We start from the raw sequence: 21,020 nt of genomic DNA, 5'->3' as shown, positions 1-21,020 counted from the left end.
CGCTTATTCGCCTTTAAAAATGCCTACATAAGTGGCTTGGGTATTTGATTTACTGGCTCTGTACATACCTGAGGTATTAAACGGCAAACTAATATTACCTTTAGTATCCACTATAATAACACCGCCCGTACCGCCTATTGGTGCAAGTACCCCATTAATCACTTCGTCCCCTGCTTGCGTTATGGTTTTACCTTGGTATTTAACGCGCGCACAAATATCGCTGGCTACATTGTAACGAATAAAATACTCACCATGGCCGGTAGCCGATACCGCACACGATTCATTTTCCGCAAACGTTCCTGCACCAATTACCGGCGCATCACCAATACGGCCATAGCGTTTGGCGGTCATACCGCCGGTTGATGTACCAGCTGCTAAATTGCCATTTTTATCCAGTGCTACCGCACCAACCGTGCCCATTTTATAGTTATTTGGCAAGGCTTTATGCGCCGCTTGATAGTCTTTACTGGTTGCTTTGGCTTTATCTAATTTTTGCTTTGCTTTTAATAATGCTTTATAGCGGTGCTCGGTATCAAATAAGTTATTTTCGATTAAGGGAATACCTTGCTCTTTAGCAAATTCTTCAGCGCCTTGCCCACTGAGCATGACGTGTACTGAATTATCCATAACCAAACGTGCTAAATTAATTGGGCTCTCTACATGCTTAACACCTGCAACTGCGCCCGCCTGACGATTACGACCATCCATAATTGATGCATCGAGCTCATGGCTGCCATCGTAAGTATAAACCGCGCCACGCCCTGCATTAAAATAAGTAGACTGCTCCATCACTTGAATCGCTGCCGTTATGGCATCTAAGCTTTCGCCGCCTTGCTCAAGTACTTTATAACCGGCCTCTACCGCTTGGGTTAATTTAGCACGATAAGCTTGCTCTTCTTTTGGCGTAAATTTACTTTTTTCAATCGTGCCCGCACCGCCATGAATGGCAATAGCAAAAGGTACTTCTGCGCTTAAGGCGTTATTGCTTACGCTAATAAAACTAGTGGCGATAAGCGCCATTAAAAGTGATTTTTTCATAATGAGCTCTTATAAACTTCAGTGAAACCAATGTGGATGGTCGCTAACTATTTATCAAGTAAAGTAAGTTTAAACACATAAAAAAAGCGCCCAAAGGCGCTTTTTTTTGCTGGTTTAAATTATTACGCTTGTTGCGCTTTTAAACGAGCTAAACGTGCTACTTGATGCGTAGACGTTAAAAAAGAATAAATTGGTGCTAAGTAACCACGTTTACGTAGCTCTAAAAAGTCAGCATCACTTAATTCATTAAGTTTTTTCTCATCGATAAGGTAAATACCGTTGATGTCTTTTTTCTCGCCTTTAATATCAACTGTTAGCGTTTGCGCTACTAAAAGCTCTTTATCGGCTAAAAACTTCGTAAAAGCATCTGTGATCTGTGAAAACTCAATAAACGATACTAATGCTTCTTTACGACGCTTTAAGTAGTCAGTTTCTTCGCCGTTTTCAAACAACGCATTACCTTCTTCTTCGCCAACTAATGGGCTCGCTTCGTCAATAACAATACCGTATTGATCTTGATCTGGGTGTTTTACTAAACCTAGTGGGTAGCGCGTCGTAGCCATTGGTGCAAATGCTGCCGTCCACTTATCGCCTTCAACAAACAAGTTTTCGCCTGGCTCAAGGCCAAACATAGCAACTGCTTGAAAAGTGCCTGTTTCGTTATTTTTAACGAAAGACATTGGAAATTCATTCGCTATACGCGCAAATTCATGTGCAACTACTGGCACTAAATGTTGCGTTTTCATAAATTCTACATTGATGCCGTTTTTAATTTTAGTATTGGCATGTTTTTCGTTGTGTAAAGGCTGTACTTGTTGCTCCGCCATGTTACTGCTCCGTTTATTTTTAATTTGTATGTTTCTTTGTTAATACCTTTAGGCTAATGCTTTTGAGCAAAAAAAGGAAGGGAAACTTTTATGACAACCGTTTTGATAAAATAAAATTTAAATAAATCTGCACCTTGCCAAAAAACGTACACATAACAAGGGTTAAATCTGCTTAAAAAGCACACACAGTAAGGCTATTTAACATACAGGCTTGTTTTTAATGTTAACCTGTTTTAACAAAATCACGTTACTAACCACGTTATTTTGGATGATAATTGCACAAATAAAAAGGCAGCTAGTTATAGCTGCCTTTTTATTTGTTCATTCGCACTCATTTTAAATTACGGCGCCCAATAAACCTCAATATTAATACTTGGGTGATTTAGCACTGCGCGCAGTGGCATGTCGTTTACATCCCCACCCGCTTTGGCTTGCTTATACACAGCGAGTTTTTCATCACCGCTAATAAGTAGCTTAACCACTTTAGATTGCGCTATCGCGTTTAACGTAAGTGTCATACGCTCAGTTATACTGCCAGTTACATCACTTTCAATGGCATTAATTGCACACACCAGTTGATCCGAGTTTAGGCCTATTTCTAAACCCTCTGCATGTGGGAATAATGACGCAGTATGACCATCTGGCCCCATACCTAAAATAGTCACATCATACGGGCGTTTTAACGCAGCATAAGCAGCTTCACACACTGCAGTGCCTTGCTGCGCTGTCTCGGCGCTATTTTTCATCGTGACAAAGTTAGCCGCAGCACCATAGTTTTGTAATAACGTGCTGTTAATAAATGCTTCGTTACTTTTTTCGTGGCTCGCATCTACCCAACGCTCGTCAACCATAGCAACATCAACATGTTGCCAATTTAAATCAAGGGTTGATAAATGCTTATACGCCGCAGCAGGGGATGAACCGCCCGATACCATTAATACTGCACGGCCATCATTGCTTATACCATCACGTAATGATTGTTCAAGTGTTGCTGACAGCTCCGCTGTAAGCGCCTCTTTACTATCAAAAAATTTTTCAATTATTGTTGCCATTATGCTCCCTTATCACCGGTGTTAAACCATACATGGTTGTTCTCTGCTAATAATTCGTCTGCATCTTCTGGGCCCCAGCTACCTGCACGATAAAGCGCCGGTTTGCCTTTTTCTTGCCAGCGGTCGATGATTGGATCAATCCACTTCCATGCTTGGCGTACTTCATCACGATGGATAAATAACGAAGGATTATTAGCGGCTGCATCTAGCATTAAGCGCTTGTAGGCATCTGAGTGAAAACCATTGCTATAGGCTTGTGAAAGCTCAATATTCATCGTTACTGGCTCAAGCTGCATTTCAAGGTTATCTAAGCGTTTAGACATCAATGTTAGCTGAATAGTTTCCTCTGGTTGTAGGCGAATCACCAAGCGGTTTGGCTCTATTTCGCCTACGCTGTCTTCGTATACATTGTGTGATACTTTTTTATATTGCACTACAATTTCAGCACAGCGTTTAGCCATGCGTTTACCAGTGCGCAAATAAAATGGCACACCTGCCCAACGCCAGTTATCAATATGCGCTCGAATACCTACAAAGGTTTCGGTTTTACTTGAACCTTCATTAAGCTCTTCTAAGTAACCTGGTACAATTTTACCGTTTAGATCACCTGGTACATATTGGCCACGAATAATATTTTTATCTACGTCGCTGCCAATAAGTGGACGCAGCGCTTCTAATACTTTGAGCTTTTCGTTGCGAATACTATTGGCATTAAGTTTATGGGGTGATTCCATTGCTACTAAACATAACAGTTGTAACAAGTGGTTTTGAACCATATCACGCAGCGCACCGGCTTTGTCGTAAAAGCCTGCACGGGTTTCAAGGCCCACAGTTTCTGAAATGCTAATTTGAATATTATCGATTGATTTAGCATCCCACATGTTTTCAAACAACGAGTTTGAAAAACGTAGTGCCATTAAGTTTTGAACAGTTTCTTTACCTAAGTAATGATCAATTCGGAAAATTTGCTCTTCGCTAAAATACTCTGCGATTTTTCCATTGATAGCCTCAGCAGATTCACCACAATAACCAATAGGCTTTTCAACCACTACACGTGAAGTAGGCGTTATTAAGTTTTTAACAGATAATATTTCACAGCAAGTGCCGTACACAGCAGGTGGTAGTGATAAATAAAATACGCGAGATTTAGTGCTGTCGTGCTCATCTAAAATACCTTTTAGCACATCCCAGTTATCGTCAGGGGCTGTTACATTGCTAACAACAGGTACTAAAAAAGTAGCAAAGGCTTTCCAATCTTTAGCATTAAACTCATCCTTTGCTAAAAACTCTTTTAAGGCTTTGTGTGCTGTTTCTATGTACTCAGCACGTTGGGTTTCTTCGCGTACCGTTGGCAAAATACGTGAGCCTTCAGGTAAATTACCTTCTTGATATGCTCGATACATTGCAGGTAGTAATTTGCGTAACGCAAGGTCACCACCGCCCCCAAAAATTATAATATCAAAAGGATTAAGCATAGTTACTCTCTACGTTTGTGCTACCTGGCACTACCCGTTAGGTAATCAGATATAGCGGTTTATTGCTTGAATGATGTCGGTTTTTATAAATATGTTTGCACAAAAACCTGCTTTGTTATGCTGTGATGATGATGTTTTTTATTTAACCGCACTGCTGGCTATTTATTTTAATTTTATCATCTGCGCTTAAAAATGGGCCTTAGGGAACTGTAATTCCTCTCACAAAAATACAGTCCCTAAGTACACCAGCGCTACCCGTTCAAAGGTATTTGGTTGCTTATGTTACTAAGCTAATTTTTTACTGCGTACGATATTGCTTATAATACGCCATTAAGCCATTAGTTGAACTATCATGAGCATATTTAACGCGCTCATCAACTAACTCGGCTTCTATTTTTGATGCTAATCCTTTACCTAGCTCAACACCCCATTGATCAAATGAGCAAATTTCTAAAATAATGCCTTGGCAAAAAATCTTATGCTCATACAACGCAATTAAGCGCCCTACCGTTTTAGCGTCTACGCTATCTAGTAACATAGAGGTAGTTGGGCGGTTGCCTTGATGAATTTTGTGCTTTAGTAACTCATCTATTTGCGCCTGAGATTTACCCTTAGCGGTTAAATCTGCGGTGATCTCTTGCGCATCTACGCCATTCATTAGTGCTTCTGTTTGCGCAAAAAAGTTCGATAATAAAATATCGTGATGTTTATCAACGCTTACTTGCGGCTTAATTGAGGCAATAAAATCAGCCGGTACTATCACATTACCTTGATGCAAACATTGGTAAAATGCGTGTTGCCCGTTAATCCCGGTCATACCCCAAATAATTGGCACTGTTGTATAAGGCACAGTTTCACCGGCAAAGTTAACATGCTTGCCGTTACTTTCCATTTCGCCTTGTTGTAAGTACGCTGGTAACATATGCAGCGCTTGGTCATAAGGTAAAATAGCTTGCGAGGTGTAACCTAAAAAGCTGGTATTCCACACGCTTAACAATGCCATAATAAGCGGAATATTTTGCTCTAATGGCGCGTTTTTAAAGTGCTCATCAACTTCGTATGCACCCTCTAAAATTGCTTCAAAAGCGTCATATCCTGCATATAATGCAATCGGTAAACCAATAGCGCTCCATAATGAAAAGCGACCACCAACCCAATCCCACATAGTAAATACGTTGTCGTTACTAATGCCAAACTCGGCTGTTTTTTCTAAATTAGTGCTCACCGCAACGAAATGCTTAGCAATAGCGGCATTATCTTTAGCTGTTTGTAAAAACCAATCAACCGCTGTTTTAGCGTTGGTCATTGTCTCTGACGTGGTAAACGTTTTTGATGCAATAACAAACAAGGTTGTTTCAGCATCAATGTTTTTTAATACCGAGGCAATTTGTACCCCGTCAGCATTCGACACATAATGTACATTTAAGGTATCGTCACTTAACGCTTTTAATGCTTCGGTTGCCATTTGCGGGCCAAGGTTTGAACCACCTACACCTATACTTACTACATCTTTTACTGGCTTACCACTGTAACCTAACCACTTGCCACTGCGTACTTTTTCAACAAACAGTTTAATTTTAGCAAGTTCGTTATCAACCAACTCAGTTACATTTTCGCCATCAACAATAAGTGGCGTATGAGCGCGGTTACGTAATGCTGTGTGTAAAACAGCTCGGTTTTCGGTGATATTAATCTTTTCACCGTTAAACATTTTTTCACGCCAAGCGCTAATGTCACACTCTTTAGCTAATGCAATTAATTGTGTAAAAACATCTTTATCAATACGTTGTTTTGAGTAATCAAATAATAATCCAGGGATTTGCGTAGAAAACTGAGAAAAACGCGCGTCATCTTTAGCAAATAAATCCCTAAGATGGCTTTGTTTCATCTTGGTTGCACTTTTTTCAAGCGCTTGCCAACTTGCTAATTGCGAACGGTTAGTCATGTAAACATCCCCTAAAATATTAATCTATTGATTTAAATGTATTTATTATATAAAACTTAGTTAATTAACATATATAGCAAAGTTAAAAATGAGCTGTTTTTATATTTTATGCTGTGAATGATAACGTAATTTTTTGCTTTTGACACCGGTATCATAAAATTAATATATTAATTTAACAACCCATTCAGAGGCGACTCACTTAGCTTAATTTGGCAAATAAATAAAAAGGCCGACAAATGTCGGCCTTACTTATATTTATTTGCTGACTAATTTTAACTTCCCAGTGCCAAACCGCCATTTAAATTATAAACCGAGGTATAACCTAGCTCAATTAAATTAGCTGCTGCCAGCTTTGAGCGGTTACCACTGCGGCACACTAAAATATATTGGTTATTTTTATCTAGCTGCTGATCTACTATTGCGTTTGCCATACGGCTAAGCGGAATATTTAAAGTTTTAGCTGTAGCAACATTTAACAACGATGAAATATTATTAGCGCCATGCTCATAGGGTTCGCGCGTATCAATTAAATATACATTGCCGTGGCTGAGCATCTCTTTTGCCTGTGAGTAGCTCAATTGCTGTGTATTTGTATCTGGTTGCGCATTTACATAACCACAAAGCTGGTTGTTATTAGCTGTTTGTTTTTGCTCATCGTGCTGCTGTTTTTTAACGGCAAATTCGTTTTTCGTTATTTGCTTAGATAACAACGCGCTCAATAAAGGAGTTTGCTGTTGCTGTACCGCCCAGCTCATGGCAAAACACTGTTGGTAATCGTGTCCTGAGCAAATAATCGCCTCCGGGGTTAACTGCTGCGCTAGTAATATTAACGAGTCAGCCATTTGCTCTGCACTACCACCAAGCAAGTGAGTATTACCCAGCCCCGCTGGTAAAATGAGATCACCACAAAAACAATAACGAACCTCACCCGAGGCTTCTTTTAATAAGTAACTCACGCTATCTTGGCTATGCCCAGGTGTGGCAAGTTTTTCTAGGCGTTGCCCATTTAAATTAATCACCGTTTGGTTAACTGGCCAACCCAATTGATCAACCTCTCCTGCTACTAAACGTGCTGCTAACACACTGCGTAATAGGGTAATTGCACTATTACGCTCTTGGTGAGCATGGGTGTCTAAAATAGCGGTTATGGTTAAATTTTGCGTATTGGCTATTTTTTCAAAGCGCGGTATTAACTCTATAATAGGGTCGATGATCACCGCTTGGTTGTTGCTATTAACATATAACCAGCTGCACGCGCCTTGGTGCCTAAATTGGGTTAAGCCTAGTGCACATAATTCCTGCGTAGGTGTAGCGCTGTCAGATACTACCAGGCAATTTGCTTGTAATACTTGTTTAAGGGCGCGAATTCGCTCACAGGCATGGTCAATATCTTGTTGCGTGGCGGCAGGTCCAAACGATAAACGTATGGCGTTTTCACTTTGCCACTGGCTTGCACCCATTGCATCTAGTACAAAACTTTGTGAAGCACCAGTACTACACGCAGAGCCGCCGCTCACGCGTATGCCGGCAGCATCAAATAAATCAATAACTTCTTTACTGGTTAAGTCGTTAACCGCAAAATTAAGCGTGGTGGGCACTGAGTATGCAAAATCATGGTTAAAGGTAATGGCACCAAATGTATCGCTTATTGCATTGTGTAATTGGCTGCGATATTGCGCAAGCACAGCACTTGATTTAAACGTGCCATCGGTTTTATCTAATAACAAACTAAATAACTTATTAAGTCCTGCAATACCAGGGAGATTTTCAGTACCTGAGCGCATACCACTTTCTTGCCCGCCACCGGCTATAAATGCCGTATAAGCACTGCCTTGACGAATATATAATAAGCCAATGCCTTTGGGAGCGTAGAGTTTATGGCCCGAAAACGGTGCGTAATCTATTGTTGTTTCGCTCAACATAAGCTGCTGCTTACCTAATGCTTGAACGCAATCGACCATCCAAGACACGCTGCTATTGCGATTACGAATAACCTGCTCTATTGCCGCTAGATCTTGGTATACACCGGTTTCATTATTAACCGCCATAGTGCAAATCATCAGCGCATCATCAATATGCTGAGCAATAAAATCTAAGTCTAAAATACCGTTACTATCAACCGGAATAGCAAGTACTTGAGCGTTAATCTCTAGCACTTGATTCCAATGTTTTAGGGTATTTGGTACTGCTTTGTGCTCTGTAGCGCCATAAAGTAACACCGGATTTTTTTTATTATGGGTTTTAGCATTTATCAGCGTAGACACTACAGCCGTTTGAATACCTTCGGTTGCCCCAGAGGTAAATAAAATATCACCATTATTAGCGCCAATTACCGCGCGTGCTTTTTGTCGAGTTTGCTCCAATAAGTGCTTAGCTTGAATACCCGTTATGTGTGGGCTAGAAGGATTACCAAAACAGGTTTGCATTGCATGGCACACCACATCAACTATGCATGGCAACACAGGGGTCGTTGCATTTGCATCAAGGTAAACTTGTTTTACTGGCTCATCGGGTAATAAATACTCAGACATTAAAAAACGCACCTTATTACTAATAAATATATCTTATACCAATATTACATAGTTTTGGCTGCAATAGATAATAATCAATTAGTTTTAAAGATGCGTTTTCTATGCTTTTTTATACTTAAAGCGGTGTTAACTTTTAGCTCAGCTCTTTAATGATTTCTTCTTGAGTAGATGACCACGCATTGATCAGCGCTTTGACTAATGACGCCAGTGGAATGGCAAAAAATACGCCCCAAAAACCCCACAAGCCACCAAAAAACAATACCGCTACAATAATAAATACCGGATTTAAATCAACCGCTTCAGAGAACAATAAAGGCACTAGTACATTGCCATCAAGCGCTTGAATAATACCGTAAATAATTAAAATGGTCCAAAATTGGGTTTCAATTCCAAACTGAAACAACGCCACTGCCGCCACCGGAATGGTTACCAATGCCGCACCCACAAAAGGGATCAACACCGAAAAGCCCACTAATACTCCCAATAACGCAGCATAGCGTAAATCAAGTACCGTAAAGGCAATAAACGACACCGAGCCAACAATCAGTATTTCAAACACTTTACCGCGAATGTAGTTCATTATTTGCTGATTCATTTCATTCCACACCTGCATTATTAAGCGTCGTTGTTGCGGAATAAGTTTAGCAATACTGTGGCTAAGCTCTAGTTTGTCTTTAAGCATAAAAAACACTAACAAGGGCACTAAAATTAAGTAAATTAACCACGCAACCGCATCTTTTAAAGACGTGAGCGACACCGACAGCACTACTTGACCAAATTCAATTACTTTAGTCTCTACTGTTAATACAATTGTTTGTACTTGTTCTGCAGTAATTAAACTAGGGTACTGCGCAGGCAAGGCCAATAAAAACGATTTTCCTTGCTCTACCATATGCGGTGTTTCTTGAAATAAATTACTGGTTTGCTGCCACAGCACAGGGCCAATAACTAAAATAAGTGTCAGCATAATACCTGTAAATATAAGCATAACAATTACTGTAGCGGTAAAACGCCTTAACCCAAAACGCTCTAAGTGCAGTACCGGCCAATCGAGTAAATAGGCAATAATAAGTGCCACCAATACCGGCACTATCAAAGATCCAATAAAATATAATAAGGCTACTAACGCCAATAATAAAAATAATAAAGTAACTGAATGAGGATCAGAAAACTTTTTTTCGTACCACGCTTTTATATATTCAAACACGTAATGGCTCCACTAATAACATTCCTTGGCGCTTATTTAAGGTATAACAATATGCATGCTTTTGTAAAAATCGTTCAATGTCGTTTATATTTTCTGCATTATTAAAACTAAAAGTAATACTTTGTTGTAACGACACGGCTTTACGCAGCCCAAGTTTAAATTGAATAAACTGCTGTGGGCATTTATAAGCTGATAAATTTTGCTCTAGCATACTCGTTTCACCTTGAGTTCACATCAATAATAAGTCCCATAGTCACCACCTAAAAATGTATTAAGTGTGAACATGCATAACTTTTCCTTAAAACAACCTCGGCAATAGTTTATCCTTAGGGCATAATTAGCAGTAAGGATAGGTTAATGCCTGGCACGCATAATAAAGCGCAATTACCCAGTAATCCAACACTCAAAGAGATTAATTGGTATAAAAAACAAATAAATTGGGGCGAATTACCACCTTTTTATCACCTTGTTGCCTCATCGGTCAGCGAAGCTGAAGGTATTTTAGAACATGGGTTTGATAATGCAGTAAAAAGCCTTTTAGACAAACGTAATTGGAACCTTGATCTACTTGACGGCTACGAAACCGAGCTAGGCGAAATTCAATGTAATAAAAAGCCACGCATTGCACTGCATCAAGTATTTACCGAGCGTGGTTTTGAGCTTTGGGCTCAACCGTACGCTAAAGATGTTATTATTGATCAATACGTTAAAAATAATCGTTTTATGGAATTTAAAGTATGGGATCCACTTTCCATGAAGTGCTTAATTAGAATAAATCAATTACATACATTTATTGGCTTTTATTTTGAACGTGGAGACAAAGCCGATAAAGCTATTATTTTACACGCACACAAGGTAGTGCATAAAATTATTACTTTTTTACAAATACAATTGAACGTAGTAAAGCTAGATGGGGTCACAATAAAAGCGCTTTATCAATTATGTGAAAAAGACAGCCGTGCATGCAGTGACGAAATAAACATTGCCAAAATTGCTCTTGGTGAACCAATTAACAGGGAATAAAATGCAGCTAAAATCAGCCTTTATCACTTTATGTAGTGCCGCGCTTACATTTAGCCTATTAGTAAGTGAGCCTTTAAAGGCGCAAACAAACTTTAAATTGCCAGATTTAGGTACCTCAGCCTTACAAGTGCTGCCGCTCGAAAAAGAACAAGCGATTGGCGAAGTAATGATGATGCAAATTAGAGGCTCGTCGCCAATAATTAACGACCCTGTGCTTGATGAGTACTTAACCACAGTGGGCCGTAAACTTGTGGCTAGCGCCAATGATGTGCGGTTTCCGTTTTCATTTTTTTGGTTAAATAACTCTGAAATAAACGCCTTTGCATTTTATGGCGGCCATGTTGGCGTACACACAGGATTAATTGCGCAAGCTGATGATGAAAGTCAATTTGCATCGGTACTTGGCCATGAAATTGCCCACGTTACCCAGCGCCATTTAGCACGGCGCCTACAGCAGCAACAAGACAACAGCGCAATGACTATAGCCGGAATGATTGCCGGTATTTTAGCCGCTGTCGTCGTGCCCGATGCTGGTATTGCTATTATTTCAGCAAGCCAAACACAATCGGCATTTAGCCAACTAACGCATAGCCGCTCAGCAGAGCAAGAAGCCGACCGCATTGGTATGCAAACGCTTAATAATGCAGGCTTTGATCCGCGTGCATCAAGTGAATTTTTAACTAAACTCGCTGCGCAAATTCGTTATAAATATAAGCCACCTGCGTTTTTACTTACTCACCCGCTTCCTGAGAGCCGTGTGTCTGATGTAAGATTGCGTGCGCAGCAATACCCTAAACGCCAAGTAAACCCGAGCCTTGAGTTTAACTTAGCAAAGAGTCGCGTGCTGGCAAGATACGACAATAAACCAGAAGCAGCAGAATCGCTGTTTAGAAAATTAATTCGCGAAAATAGCTACAATAATGCCGCCCTAAAATATGGCTTAGGCATTAGTTTGCTGGATCAAAAAAAGCTTGATGAAGCGCAGCCTATTTTAGATGAACTACTAAAAAGCGATCCTAAAAACTTATTTTATATAGATACCTATACCGATTTATTAATAGCGCAAAAAAAGGCCGCTGAAGCCGTTACCTATTTAGCAGAATTAAACAATTACCGCCCTAACAATCAGGTAATTACGCTAAACTATGCCAATGCAGCCCTAGAAGCAAAGCAATACGAGCTTGCCGAAAACATCTTAAAAAGCTTTTTACTAGAAAAACCAGATCACAGTTTAGGTAAGCAACTATTAACCGACGCCTATAAAAAGCAAGAAAAACTCGCCGCCTATCACGAAGCCAATGCCGATGTATTATCGCAATACGGCGCTTATTTAAAAGCTGCCGACGAAATACAAAAAGCACTCAACTTTATTGAGCCAAACGAGCTAGTTAAACAACAAAGGTTAAAAGCGCTACTTACACAATACCGACTTTTACAAAAAGAGCTTGCTAGACTTTAAGTCTACAAGCGCTTGGCCTAAAATGGCCGCAACTCATTTATTGGAAGCATTTTATGTCTGTAACTATTTATCATAATCCGCGCTGCTCTAAATCGCGCGAGACCCTAGCTTTATTACAAAGCAAAGCTATTGAGCCAAGTATAGTTGAATACTTAAATACGCCTTTAAGTAGCGAGCAGCTAACTACATTAGTTAAGCAGCTGGGTTTTACATCTGCACGCGAGTTAATGCGCACCAAAGAAGACATTTACAAAACGCTAAACTTAAAAGATGAAACCAGTGAAGCTGCACTTATTAATGCTATGGTACAAAATCCAAAACTAATTGAGCGCCCTATTGTGGTTAACAATGATAAAGCTGCTGTTGGTCGCCCACCAGAAAACGTATTAAGCGTTTTATAATGAGCACGACCATAGTGGTACTTTACCATTCAAGCCATGGCTCAGTTGAAGCTATGGCCCATGAAATTGCCGAGTCTATAGAGCAACAAGGGGCCAGCGCTTTGCTGCGCACTTTTGTTGCTAAAAACCCACACGACATTATTATCACTAAAGACGATTTAATAAACTGTGATGGCCTTGCCTTTGGCACACCTACTCGCTTTGGTATGATGGCCTCTCAAGCAAAAATGTTTTGGGAAACCACCAGCGAATTATGGTTAAAAGGGCAATTAATTGACAAGCCAGCCTGTGTTTTTTCGTCGTCAAGCAGTATGCATGGCGGCAACGAAGCCACATTACTGAACTTATCGCTACCGTTACTGCACCATGGCATGATGTTACTCGGTGTACCTTACGATGTACCCGAATTGCTGGCAACACAAACCGGTGGCACGCCCTATGGTGCAACACATGTTGCTGGTAGTAGTAATAGTACTGAATTAAGTAAAGACGAAATTAAAATATGCCAAAGTGTTGGCAAACGCCTCACTCAAATTGCGAGAAAACTTCAATGAAAACAGCTGAAATTCCAGCTAAAAAGCCAATTACTGTTAAATTTCAACGTACCGCGATTTTTGGTTATGTCGGTTTATTAATTTTAATGCCTTTATGGATGTTTGTATTTGCACCGAGAGAAGGCCACAGTAATGGCTTTATTTTTGCCGTGTACATACTGCCATTATTATTTCCTCTTAAAGGCATAATTCAAGACAAAGCGTATACGTATGCATGGGCAAACTTTATTGTTATGCTTTACTTTATTCATGGCCTTACATTGCTTTGGGTAGCGCAAGATGAGCTGGTATGGGTATTGTTAGAGCTACTATTTGCCTCTGCTATGTTTATTGGCTGTACCTACTATGCTAGGCATCGTGGGCAAGAACTTGGCTTAAAAATTCGTAAATTGAAAGACGATCTCGCCGAAGAAAAAGCAGCGCACGAGCACGAAAAAACAGATTAAATTATAATTTAAACACAAAAAACGCGCTAATTAGCGCGTTTTTTATTTATGCATCGTTATCGCCTATTTATGGGGAGCAGCCACACTACATAGGCTCTGCCTTGCCTAACGGCCAAACACATTGCTGCAAATTTAACCTCGAAAGATAAACTTGTAAATATTTAAACTAAAGAACTTAATGCGGCAAGGGTTACAATAGCGGCTAAACCTAACTGCCCTACTAGGCTAACTAAAGAAAAGCCTCTTAATACAAATAATCCCCACGGGTGTTTAATGTGCGGGTACAGCGCGCAGCGCTTTAAAGTAGCCGCAAAAAAGAAACACACCGCCGCAATCATAGTTAGAGTTAATGTTAATTCGCTTTTTATGGTTATTGTTTCATCAAAAAAGAAAAACAATTGCACCGGCAATAATAAAGTAACCAGAGCATGCAGCGCATGCACTTTTTTAATGCGATCAAACTGCCCTTCAGGCGACAACTCTTTAATACCAAAGTCGCGCTCAAGGCACTTTACTAAGTTACTCGCTTTTATGCTCACCGCTAAGCGATAACAGCTAAGCCCTTCGTTATTACGCACTCTAAAGTCATACCCCGCCTTTAGCAGCAATACCATAAGCGATTCGTTTTTAGAGAGCACAGCATAATGCAAGGCAGTATTCCCCTTATCATCAACTGCTTTTTTATCTTGTTGGCTCAGCAGGGTTTCAACTACATTTACGTAGCCTTTTTCAGCAGCCCACATAAAGGCCGTTTTATTGTGCTCATCGGCAAGCGTACCTGTTGCGCCTTGCTCAATAAAGCGCATGGCCATCATTTGCTTAGCGGTTTTTTTATTTAAATGAGCAAGCAAAGCTTTTTCAAGTAGTACCACAGAATCTACATCCGGCGATACTTGAGTGAGTAAAGTAAAGTAGTCTTTGCCTTTAGCCACTTTTTCACTTGCCAGTTCAGTTAAATGCTCAAGATCGGCAATTGAACCTGGAATATAAGCACTCAAACGCTCTCTAAAATCAACTTCTTGCCACAGAGCTAGCGTGTCAACCGCCGATAATTTACTGCGATTATTTAACGCATGCTCAATTAAAGTAAAGTAGCGTTTAGCAAAAAATAAACTAAATAACGACTGCGGTGTATCAATCTCATTTTGCGCCGATACATTCGCGTATTTTTCGAGCCGTTGGCAAAGCATAAGTACTAAGCTTTCGGGGGTATATTCGTTATCAAAATAATGTTCTTTTACCGCGCTTATATACGTTTGTGCACTTTCGTCATACTCGCAAATATGTTGAAAATAACACTCTTCAAAAGGCTCCAGCGGAGTAAACCACGCTAAATAAAATATGGGCGGTAAAACAGTAGTACATACTCCATCATCTTCATGGGTAGAACGACAGGCAGGCCAAGCTTCTAAAGCATCTAAAATAAAGGCACCATTTTGTTCTACAAGTCCTTTGATAAGTAATGGGTATTCCTTTGGCCAAATCAGTACATTTTCCATTAAAACAACACAACTCCAGTGTAGCTTGGGACAGTGGTCAGTTATAGCAGCTTTTAGCTGACACCACGCTTAATCGACGAGCCGATATTCTAGCACACCTTGATCGCCACGCTAGCGCAAAGTAACGCAATACTTATAAAATAAAAAAGCAGCCAACTACATAACTAGTTGGCTGCTTATTTGGTTGGAGCTGGACTTAATCAGGGTCACATAATCTACTATTAGTTGCTTTTTAATTCGCTAATAACGCTCTCTATACCTACATCAGAAATACGTTGTATAATTTCTTTTTGCTTGGCGCTGAGCAATGAAATGCCTTCTGCAACTATGTCGTATACTTTCCATTGTTCATCTTTCCCTAAGCGCAATTTAAAATGTAAATCTATAGTAGGCGCATTTGCTTGTATTATCTGGGTTTTAACCGTAGCGTACTGTGAGTCGCTCAAAGCGTTATCTTGCTCAAAAACTACTTTTTGACCAGTGTACTTCATTAAAGCACCGGCATAAGTGCCTGTTAAATAATGCTCTACTGCATCAATAAAATTAACTGCTTGCTCGCGCTCAATGCCCTTTATATGTTTGCCTAATAATTTAAATGCTACAAATTTTATATCAATATGCGGCATTAAGCGCTGCTCAACAATGTTAAACATGTCTTCTTTACTTGCATCGCCTTTGGCATTAACTTGGGCTATATCGGCAAATAAAGTATCGGCTACGCTTTTAAGGAGTTGTTGTGGAGATTGTTGCGTTTGAGCAAAAAGTGAGCCGCTAAAGAATACAGCTACAACGAGAAACAGTTTTAAAAACTTCATAATAAATTATTGTCTGTGTGATTAAGATGACGCTAATTTACGCGATAATTACACCTTTAAATAGACTTAAATAAGCAACTTATTAATGCCCATTTAGCACCAATAAAACAAAGTAAATAAATTCAATTAGTTAATCAACCTCGGTTAACACCCTATATACAAGCGTATTTTTGTCCCATTGAAAACACCCATGTTGCGCCCTTACTATTTAGTCACTATTTAACTCAGGCACAGCACTGACACCTATGAAAACGTCATTTTTATCATTATTTATATTTGTTTTATTATTCACGAGTCAACACGCATTCGCACAATCGCAGCACGGCTACGCAATTGATCTGCTCAAGGGAGAAGGTGGCGTAAATGGCTTTAAACTAGCCCATCAATATTATCCTACAGGGTTGCAGTCTTTACTTGGCGATACGCGCTTTTATTTCGAAACCAGTGTAAACCTTTGGCAATATAACCATGGCGATAAAACACAGTCTAATGTAGTGCTTGCCATGTCGCCTGTGCTGTTGTTCCCAGCATTTAGCATTAACAATACCCCCATATATGTAGAAGCGGGTATTGGTATTTCATTGGTTGATGAAACCTATTTTGCGGGTAAAAACATTAGCACTCACTATCAGTTTGAAGACAGAATTGGCTTAGTTGCTGATTTTGGCGAAACCAACGTGGCGCTAAGAATTATTCATTACTCTAATGCGGGCTTTAAAGATCCCAACCCCGGGCTAAATTTTTTAACTCTATCGGTAGCAAAACGCTTTTAAATACAGCATTAGCACCATTTTTTAAGTCACTTTATTGCTGTTTTAAACTAAAACGCTCACACTTATACTTTGCTTATAATTAACGGACGTTGCTATGCAAACTTGGCACATGGTTGTTATTGTTATCATTGTATTTGCTATTATTATTGGTAATCTTGCACTGCTAAAGCACTCGGCAAATTTACCCTTTAAAAAAACAAAGCCCGATAAAACTAACTCTACAGATACAAAAAAGCCCTGAATATCAGGGCTTTTTACTGCTTAATCTTTATAACCAACTAACCAACTAACCAACTAACCAGTGCGCCATTAAGGCAATAACTGGTAAAGTGATTAAGGTTCTAAGAATAAAAATAATAAACAATTCAAAAATATTAACCGGTATTTTACTGCCTAGTAAAAGTGCACCCACTTCCGACATATAAATAAGTTGCGTTACACTCATTGCCGCTATAATAAAACGGGTTACGTCGCTTTCAATTGTGCCCGCTGCTAATATTGAAGGAATAAACATATCAGCAAAACCAACCATAATCGTTTGTGAAGCAAGCTCAGCTTCTGGTATTCGTAGCAGCTCTAAAAATGGAATAAACGGCATACCTAAATACTGAAAAACAGGGGTATATGTGGCAATAATTAACGCAAATGTACCTACCGCCATTACGACAGGTAATACAGCAAACACCATATCAAATGCATTGTGTAAACCCTCTTTTAACGTGCCTTTAAACCCTGGCGATCTATGCGCTTTAGCTAACGCAACATCTAAAGAATGCCCAAACAAGGTTTTACCACTTGGTACAGACTCAGCATGCTCATCGCGTTTACTGCCATCTATAAAGCTATCTTTTTTGAAGCGTAACGGCGGTAAGCGCGGCACAATAATCGCAGCAACCACACCGGCTAAGCACACAGTTAAATAAAACGGTGCAAAGTGACTCTCTAAGCCCACTTGTTCAATAACCACTAAGCTAAAGGTAATCGAAACTGCCGAAAACGTAGTACCAATTATGGCCGCTTCACGCTCAGTGTAATGTTTTTCTTCGTACTGACGCGCAGTCATTAAAATACCTACGCTGCCATCACCTAACCACGACGCCGCACAGTCAACAGCACTGCGCCCCGGCACACCAAATAACGGACGCATAAGTTTAGTAAACAAGGTGCCCACTAGCTCTAACAAACCAAAATTTAATAACAGCGGCAGTAATAAACCCGCTAAAACAAATACCGAAAACAAAATAGGCAATAAATCGTTTAAAACCAAGCCGCCCGTATCTGCCGAGGTAATAGCATTAAATACCGGTAATAAAAACGCAGGAAGCGCCGAGCTCACGTCTGCGCCGGTTTGACTAATAAAGGTCAAAACAATAAACAGCATACCCAGTAAGCGAATACCTAGCCAAAGCCAGTTAACATCAAATAAGTGTTTTAGTATAAAAGACTTTTTAATAAAGCTAGGCTTAACAACTTTAGCTAATAGCGAAAGCACACCCGTTACACAAATAATGAATGTAAGCAGCTCAATCATAACAGAGCTAATTCCCTCTTTAATTGCTTTAGCCATTAATGCAATGGGAATGGTCATACCATCAGCAATAGGGATTGGTGTCATAAATAAAAACAAACCAATTAGCGAAGGAACTAAAAAGGTAAGCCAAGTGCGCATATTATATTGCGACGAAGTGGGTAACTGAGACATATTTTTAACCTATAAAAACCACAAAAAGAGCAAAGTGCTCTTTTTGTGGTAAAAACTTATTATTATTAAATATTAATACCGCGCTGAATGAGTGCAGCCACTAATGCTTGCTGTAAACCATTCATAGTACCTGGCTCAAGCGTATCGCCTTGTTCATCCATCCAGGTCAGACTAGTGCCGCCTTGTTTGGTTTTACTTACTAATATTTGATATTGACCTTCATCAATAGGTAATTGGGTTACTTCGTCACCCCAAATAGAATCCCATACACTTGACTCTGGTTTTTTATAATCTGCCGTAATTAAGCCTGTATCTGGGTTAATTTCAACAATAGTGAACGACAAGCGCTCTAAAAACCCTGAAAAACGGTCAAATACAGCTTCATACGACTGCTCAGTTACAAGTGCTGCATTACCTTTGTTATCAAAGCCCATTTCTAAAGAAATAATACCTTGGCGTTTGCGCATATCAACTTCAAGTTGACGATAACGATAATCAAACTCGCTAATAACTTGGTTAAGTGCACGCACTTCTAACTGTTGCTTAAATAAATCACTTAAAGGCTCATCACCTTTAAAGTCAATAAGTTCAGCACTTAATGAAGCCGTACGCTGATGCGACTTTTCTTCAATTGTAAATTTAAAGCGTTCTAAATCAACACTTTCGTCGCTATTCCATAACCAGCTTTCTTCTGGCTTAATAATAGCGTACCAATCTGTTTCTATAATGCCTAGTAGCTTGTCTGCTTTAGTCGCTTGCGTGTTATTGTCGGCTAAAACCGCATTAATAGACTCCCAAATAAACTCATCTAGGTCATCAATACCATCGTTTTTATCAAAATAAACACGGGCGTTTTTATCTGTTTCTTCAACCCAACTACCCTTTGCTACTGTAAGTACTTGAGCAGGCGGACGGTAATTTGTAGCATCTGGATTATTACTATATTGGCCTACATCCATTTTATATGTTGGATCTTGAGCGGGTTGTGATAACGATGCAGGCACTTTTACTGCTTCATGAGCGCGATAATTACGCTCGTCATGTGCATCATTAGTAAATACACTACATCCTGATAAACTTACCAATACACTTACTGTTAGTGCTTTTGGGATCCAATACTGCACAGATATTTCTCCTTAGCATACCCTTTAATTGTTTTAACAAGTATATGAGTGGGTAATGCCGATTTGGTTCAGTGTAAAATCAATATTAACTTTACAGTTATAATTTGGTTGCCTGGTTGCTTAATACTCACCTCTGTTAACAAAAGTAAGCAACAAATAGACACATTTGGGCTATGGTACTTTCCCATGCTTGTAAAAACAAGAAACACTGTACTTTTAAACTGCTAAATTAGCAGCCTGTGTAGTTTAAACACGTTTTTGTGTTAAACTTCGCCGCCACGCAACTTTATGTGTTTATTTTTTGTGTTGCCAACTGCGCTGTTGTAATTCAAGTAACTTAGGTATTTAAACCCATGACTGCACACTCAAATCATCAAATTGTTTTAACAGCTATTGGCGAAGACAGGTCTGGCATAGTTAGTGAGTTAACTCAGCTAGTAAGCGATTGCCACTGTAATATAATAGATAGCCGCATTGCTATTTTAGGTAACGAATTTACATTTATCATGCTACTTAGCGGTGACATGTCGGCCATTAGCCGCATAGAACACACCCTGCCTACCAAAGCGATGGAACTGGGTTTGCTCACTATGATGAAGCGCACAGCAAGTCATAACCAAGGAGCGTTTCGCGCCGGTTACACACTAGAGTACACAGGCACCGACACACCCGGCACTTTGAGTAAAGTTACGCGCTTTTTTGCAGACAACAATATTATTATTTGCTCACTAAAGTCAGACACTTATGATGACGAAGAAGCAGTAATGAGAATGCGCTGTGAACTAGAGTTTAATATTCCTGTTGAAGTAGATGTAGACCAATTTAAAATTAGTTTTGAAAAACTTTCTCACCTTCTCAACGTAGACTATATATTTAGACGTATTCGTTAAATTAAGGAGCAAGCATGAACAAAATCAGCCCATTACAAGCCGGCGACAACGCCCCCGCTTTTAGCTTACAAAACCAAAACGACGAAACAATCACCTTAAGCGAGTTGTTAAAACAGCAACAAGTACTGGTTTATTTTTACCCTAAGGCGTCAACACCTGGCTGTACCGTACAAGCCGAAAACCTACGCGACCAGCAAGCAGAGCTGGCAAAATTTAACACCCGCGTAGTAGGCATAAGCCCAGATCCAATTAAACGCCT

Annotated in this window: 21 protein-coding genes; 9 read left to right on the top strand and 12 right to left on the bottom strand. The window is 39.7% G+C overall.

The genetic code is table 11. The features are described 5' to 3' along the window. Positions 1–3: 3 nt before the first annotated feature. From H5079_RS00805 to H5079_RS00770, 8 genes are all read right to left on the bottom strand, one after another. Positions 4–1,038, bottom strand: a complete 1,035-nt coding sequence (locus tag H5079_RS00805; protein ID WP_089368012.1) for an isoaspartyl peptidase/L-asparaginase family protein — start codon at positions 1,036–1,038, stop codon at positions 4–6. A 122-nt stretch (positions 1,039–1,160) separates the two neighbouring features. Continuing rightward, complete coding sequence (locus H5079_RS00800; RefSeq protein ID WP_011327828.1) at positions 1,161–1,865, bottom strand: SapC family protein; 705 nt, start codon at positions 1,863–1,865, stop codon at positions 1,161–1,163. Between the two features lie 341 nt (positions 1,866–2,206). Further along, complete coding sequence (gene pgl / locus H5079_RS00795; RefSeq protein WP_182676874.1) at positions 2,207–2,917, bottom strand: 6-phosphogluconolactonase; 711 nt, start codon at positions 2,915–2,917, stop codon at positions 2,207–2,209. Then, positions 2,917–4,392 (bottom strand): glucose-6-phosphate dehydrogenase, encoded by a 1,476-nt coding sequence (gene zwf / locus H5079_RS00790; protein WP_011327826.1) that lies wholly within the window; start codon positions 4,390–4,392, stop codon positions 2,917–2,919. Before zwf ends, pgl begins: the two co-directional genes overlap by 1 nt. 298 nt (positions 4,393–4,690) lie before the next feature. Further along, on the bottom strand, positions 4,691–6,337 hold the full coding sequence (pgi, locus tag H5079_RS00785) for a glucose-6-phosphate isomerase (protein ID WP_182683233.1): 1,647 nt from the start codon (positions 6,335–6,337) through the stop codon (positions 4,691–4,693). 272 nt (positions 6,338–6,609) lie between these two features. After that, positions 6,610–8,868: an aminotransferase class V-fold PLP-dependent enzyme gene (locus H5079_RS00780; RefSeq protein WP_182683232.1), complete on the bottom strand. Its 2,259-nt coding sequence runs from the start codon at positions 8,866–8,868 to the stop codon at positions 6,610–6,612. 133 nt (positions 8,869–9,001) lie between these two features. Continuing rightward, positions 9,002–10,075, bottom strand: a complete 1,074-nt coding sequence (locus tag H5079_RS00775) for an AI-2E family transporter (RefSeq protein ID WP_011327823.1) — start codon at positions 10,073–10,075, stop codon at positions 9,002–9,004. Then, positions 10,068–10,286 carry a hypothetical protein gene (locus H5079_RS00770; protein ID WP_011327822.1) on the bottom strand — a complete coding sequence of 73 codons (219 nt, stop codon included), beginning with the start codon at positions 10,284–10,286 and terminating at the stop codon, positions 10,068–10,070. Before H5079_RS00770 ends, H5079_RS00775 begins: the two co-directional genes overlap by 8 nt. Before the next feature lie 146 nt (positions 10,287–10,432). Between H5079_RS00770 and H5079_RS00765 the strand changes: the two genes are divergently transcribed. Genes H5079_RS00765 through H5079_RS00745 form a run of 5 tightly spaced genes read left to right on the top strand, consistent with a single transcriptional unit; the run spans position 10,433 to position 13,958 of the window. Beyond that, positions 10,433–11,098, top strand: coding sequence for a hypothetical protein (locus H5079_RS00765; RefSeq protein ID WP_011327821.1), 666 nt, complete (start codon positions 10,433–10,435; stop codon positions 11,096–11,098). A gap of 1 nt (position 11,099) precedes the next feature. Then, complete coding sequence (locus H5079_RS00760; RefSeq protein WP_011327820.1) at positions 11,100–12,557, top strand: M48 family metalloprotease; 1,458 nt, start codon at positions 11,100–11,102, stop codon at positions 12,555–12,557. A 53-nt stretch (positions 12,558–12,610) separates the two neighbouring features. Continuing rightward, positions 12,611–12,958, top strand: coding sequence for an arsenate reductase (glutaredoxin) (gene arsC / locus H5079_RS00755; protein WP_011327819.1), 348 nt, complete (start codon positions 12,611–12,613; stop codon positions 12,956–12,958). Next, entirely contained in the window at positions 12,958–13,512 is a 555-nt protein-coding gene (gene wrbA / locus H5079_RS00750) for an NAD(P)H:quinone oxidoreductase (RefSeq protein ID WP_011327818.1), read from the top strand. Before arsC ends, wrbA begins: the two co-directional genes overlap by 1 nt. Further along, complete coding sequence (locus tag H5079_RS00745; RefSeq protein WP_182683231.1) at positions 13,509–13,958, top strand: DUF2069 domain-containing protein; 450 nt, start codon at positions 13,509–13,511, stop codon at positions 13,956–13,958. Before wrbA ends, H5079_RS00745 begins: the two co-directional genes overlap by 4 nt. A gap of 161 nt (positions 13,959–14,119) precedes the next feature. Here the strand turns inward: H5079_RS00745 and H5079_RS00740 are convergent, their stop codons facing one another. After that, a complete protein-coding gene (locus H5079_RS00740; protein ID WP_089368009.1) occupies positions 14,120–15,457 on the bottom strand; it encodes an ankyrin repeat domain-containing protein in 1,338 nt (445 codons plus the stop codon). Between the two features lie 221 nt (positions 15,458–15,678). After that, positions 15,679–16,272 (bottom strand): phospholipid-binding protein MlaC, encoded by a 594-nt coding sequence (locus H5079_RS00735; protein ID WP_011327815.1) that lies wholly within the window; start codon positions 16,270–16,272, stop codon positions 15,679–15,681. A gap of 245 nt (positions 16,273–16,517) precedes the next feature. Between H5079_RS00735 and H5079_RS00730 the strand changes: the two genes are divergently transcribed. Next, on the top strand, positions 16,518–17,045 hold the full coding sequence (locus H5079_RS00730) for an acyloxyacyl hydrolase (RefSeq protein ID WP_011327814.1): 528 nt from the start codon (positions 16,518–16,520) through the stop codon (positions 17,043–17,045). A 94-nt stretch (positions 17,046–17,139) separates the two neighbouring features. Beyond that, positions 17,140–17,286, top strand: coding sequence for a DUF2897 family protein (locus tag H5079_RS00725; protein WP_011327813.1), 147 nt, complete (start codon positions 17,140–17,142; stop codon positions 17,284–17,286). A gap of 45 nt (positions 17,287–17,331) precedes the next feature. Here H5079_RS00725 and H5079_RS00720 read toward each other — a convergent pair whose 3' ends face one another. Further along, positions 17,332–18,747: a YjiH family protein gene (locus H5079_RS00720; RefSeq protein ID WP_011327812.1), complete on the bottom strand. Its 1,416-nt coding sequence runs from the start codon at positions 18,745–18,747 to the stop codon at positions 17,332–17,334. Between the two features lie 65 nt (positions 18,748–18,812). Beyond that, positions 18,813–19,871 carry an outer membrane protein assembly factor BamC gene (gene bamC / locus H5079_RS00715; RefSeq protein WP_011327811.1) on the bottom strand — a complete coding sequence of 353 codons (1,059 nt, stop codon included), beginning with the start codon at positions 19,869–19,871 and terminating at the stop codon, positions 18,813–18,815. A 353-nt stretch (positions 19,872–20,224) separates the two neighbouring features. Between bamC and H5079_RS00710 the strand changes: the two genes are divergently transcribed. Continuing rightward, complete coding sequence (locus H5079_RS00710; RefSeq protein ID WP_011327809.1) at positions 20,225–20,761, top strand: glycine cleavage system protein R; 537 nt, start codon at positions 20,225–20,227, stop codon at positions 20,759–20,761. Positions 20,762–20,775: 14 nt separating this feature from the next. After that, positions 20,776–21,020: redoxin domain-containing protein (locus H5079_RS18360; protein ID WP_259398037.1), on the top strand; the 245-nt coding region annotated here is incomplete at its 3' end.

The sequence above is a fragment of the Pseudoalteromonas sp. SG44-5 genome, from assembly GCF_014164175.1.
Lineage (GTDB): Bacteria > Pseudomonadota > Gammaproteobacteria > Enterobacterales > Alteromonadaceae > Pseudoalteromonas > Pseudoalteromonas nigrifaciens.
Note: the sequence above shows the minus strand (reverse complement) of the source record. Positions and strands in the feature narration are given on the sequence as shown.

Coding starts and splice junctions, on each gene's coding strand:
- H5079_RS00805 (WP_089368012.1), bottom strand. CDS start 1,038: ATGAAAAAATCACTTTTAATGGCGCTTATCGCCACTAGTTTTATTAGC.
- H5079_RS00800 (WP_011327828.1), bottom strand. CDS start 1,865: ATGGCGGAGCAACAAGTACAGCCTTTACACAACGAAAAACATGCCAAT.
- pgl (WP_182676874.1), bottom strand. CDS start 2,917: ATGGCAACAATAATTGAAAAATTTTTTGATAGTAAAGAGGCGCTTACA.
- zwf (WP_011327826.1), bottom strand. CDS start 4,392: ATGCTTAATCCTTTTGATATTATAATTTTTGGGGGCGGTGGTGACCTT.
- pgi (WP_182683233.1), bottom strand. CDS start 6,337: ATGACTAACCGTTCGCAATTAGCAAGTTGGCAAGCGCTTGAAAAAAGT.
- H5079_RS00780 (WP_182683232.1), bottom strand. CDS start 8,868: ATGTCTGAGTATTTATTACCCGATGAGCCAGTAAAACAAGTTTACCTT.
- H5079_RS00770 (WP_011327822.1), bottom strand. CDS start 10,286: ATGCTAGAGCAAAATTTATCAGCTTATAAATGCCCACAGCAGTTTATT.
- H5079_RS00765 (WP_011327821.1), top strand. CDS start 10,433: ATGCCTGGCACGCATAATAAAGCGCAATTACCCAGTAATCCAACACTC.
- H5079_RS00760 (WP_011327820.1), top strand. CDS start 11,100: ATGCAGCTAAAATCAGCCTTTATCACTTTATGTAGTGCCGCGCTTACA.
- arsC (WP_011327819.1), top strand. CDS start 12,611: ATGTCTGTAACTATTTATCATAATCCGCGCTGCTCTAAATCGCGCGAG.
- wrbA (WP_011327818.1), top strand. CDS start 12,958: ATGAGCACGACCATAGTGGTACTTTACCATTCAAGCCATGGCTCAGTT.
- H5079_RS00745 (WP_182683231.1), top strand. CDS start 13,509: ATGAAAACAGCTGAAATTCCAGCTAAAAAGCCAATTACTGTTAAATTT.
- H5079_RS00740 (WP_089368009.1), bottom strand. CDS start 15,457: ATGGAAAATGTACTGATTTGGCCAAAGGAATACCCATTACTTATCAAA.
- H5079_RS00735 (WP_011327815.1), bottom strand. CDS start 16,272: ATGAAGTTTTTAAAACTGTTTCTCGTTGTAGCTGTATTCTTTAGCGGC.
- H5079_RS00730 (WP_011327814.1), top strand. CDS start 16,518: ATGAAAACGTCATTTTTATCATTATTTATATTTGTTTTATTATTCACG.
- H5079_RS00725 (WP_011327813.1), top strand. CDS start 17,140: ATGCAAACTTGGCACATGGTTGTTATTGTTATCATTGTATTTGCTATT.
- H5079_RS00720 (WP_011327812.1), bottom strand. CDS start 18,747: ATGTCTCAGTTACCCACTTCGTCGCAATATAATATGCGCACTTGGCTT.
- H5079_RS00710 (WP_011327809.1), top strand. CDS start 20,225: ATGACTGCACACTCAAATCATCAAATTGTTTTAACAGCTATTGGCGAA.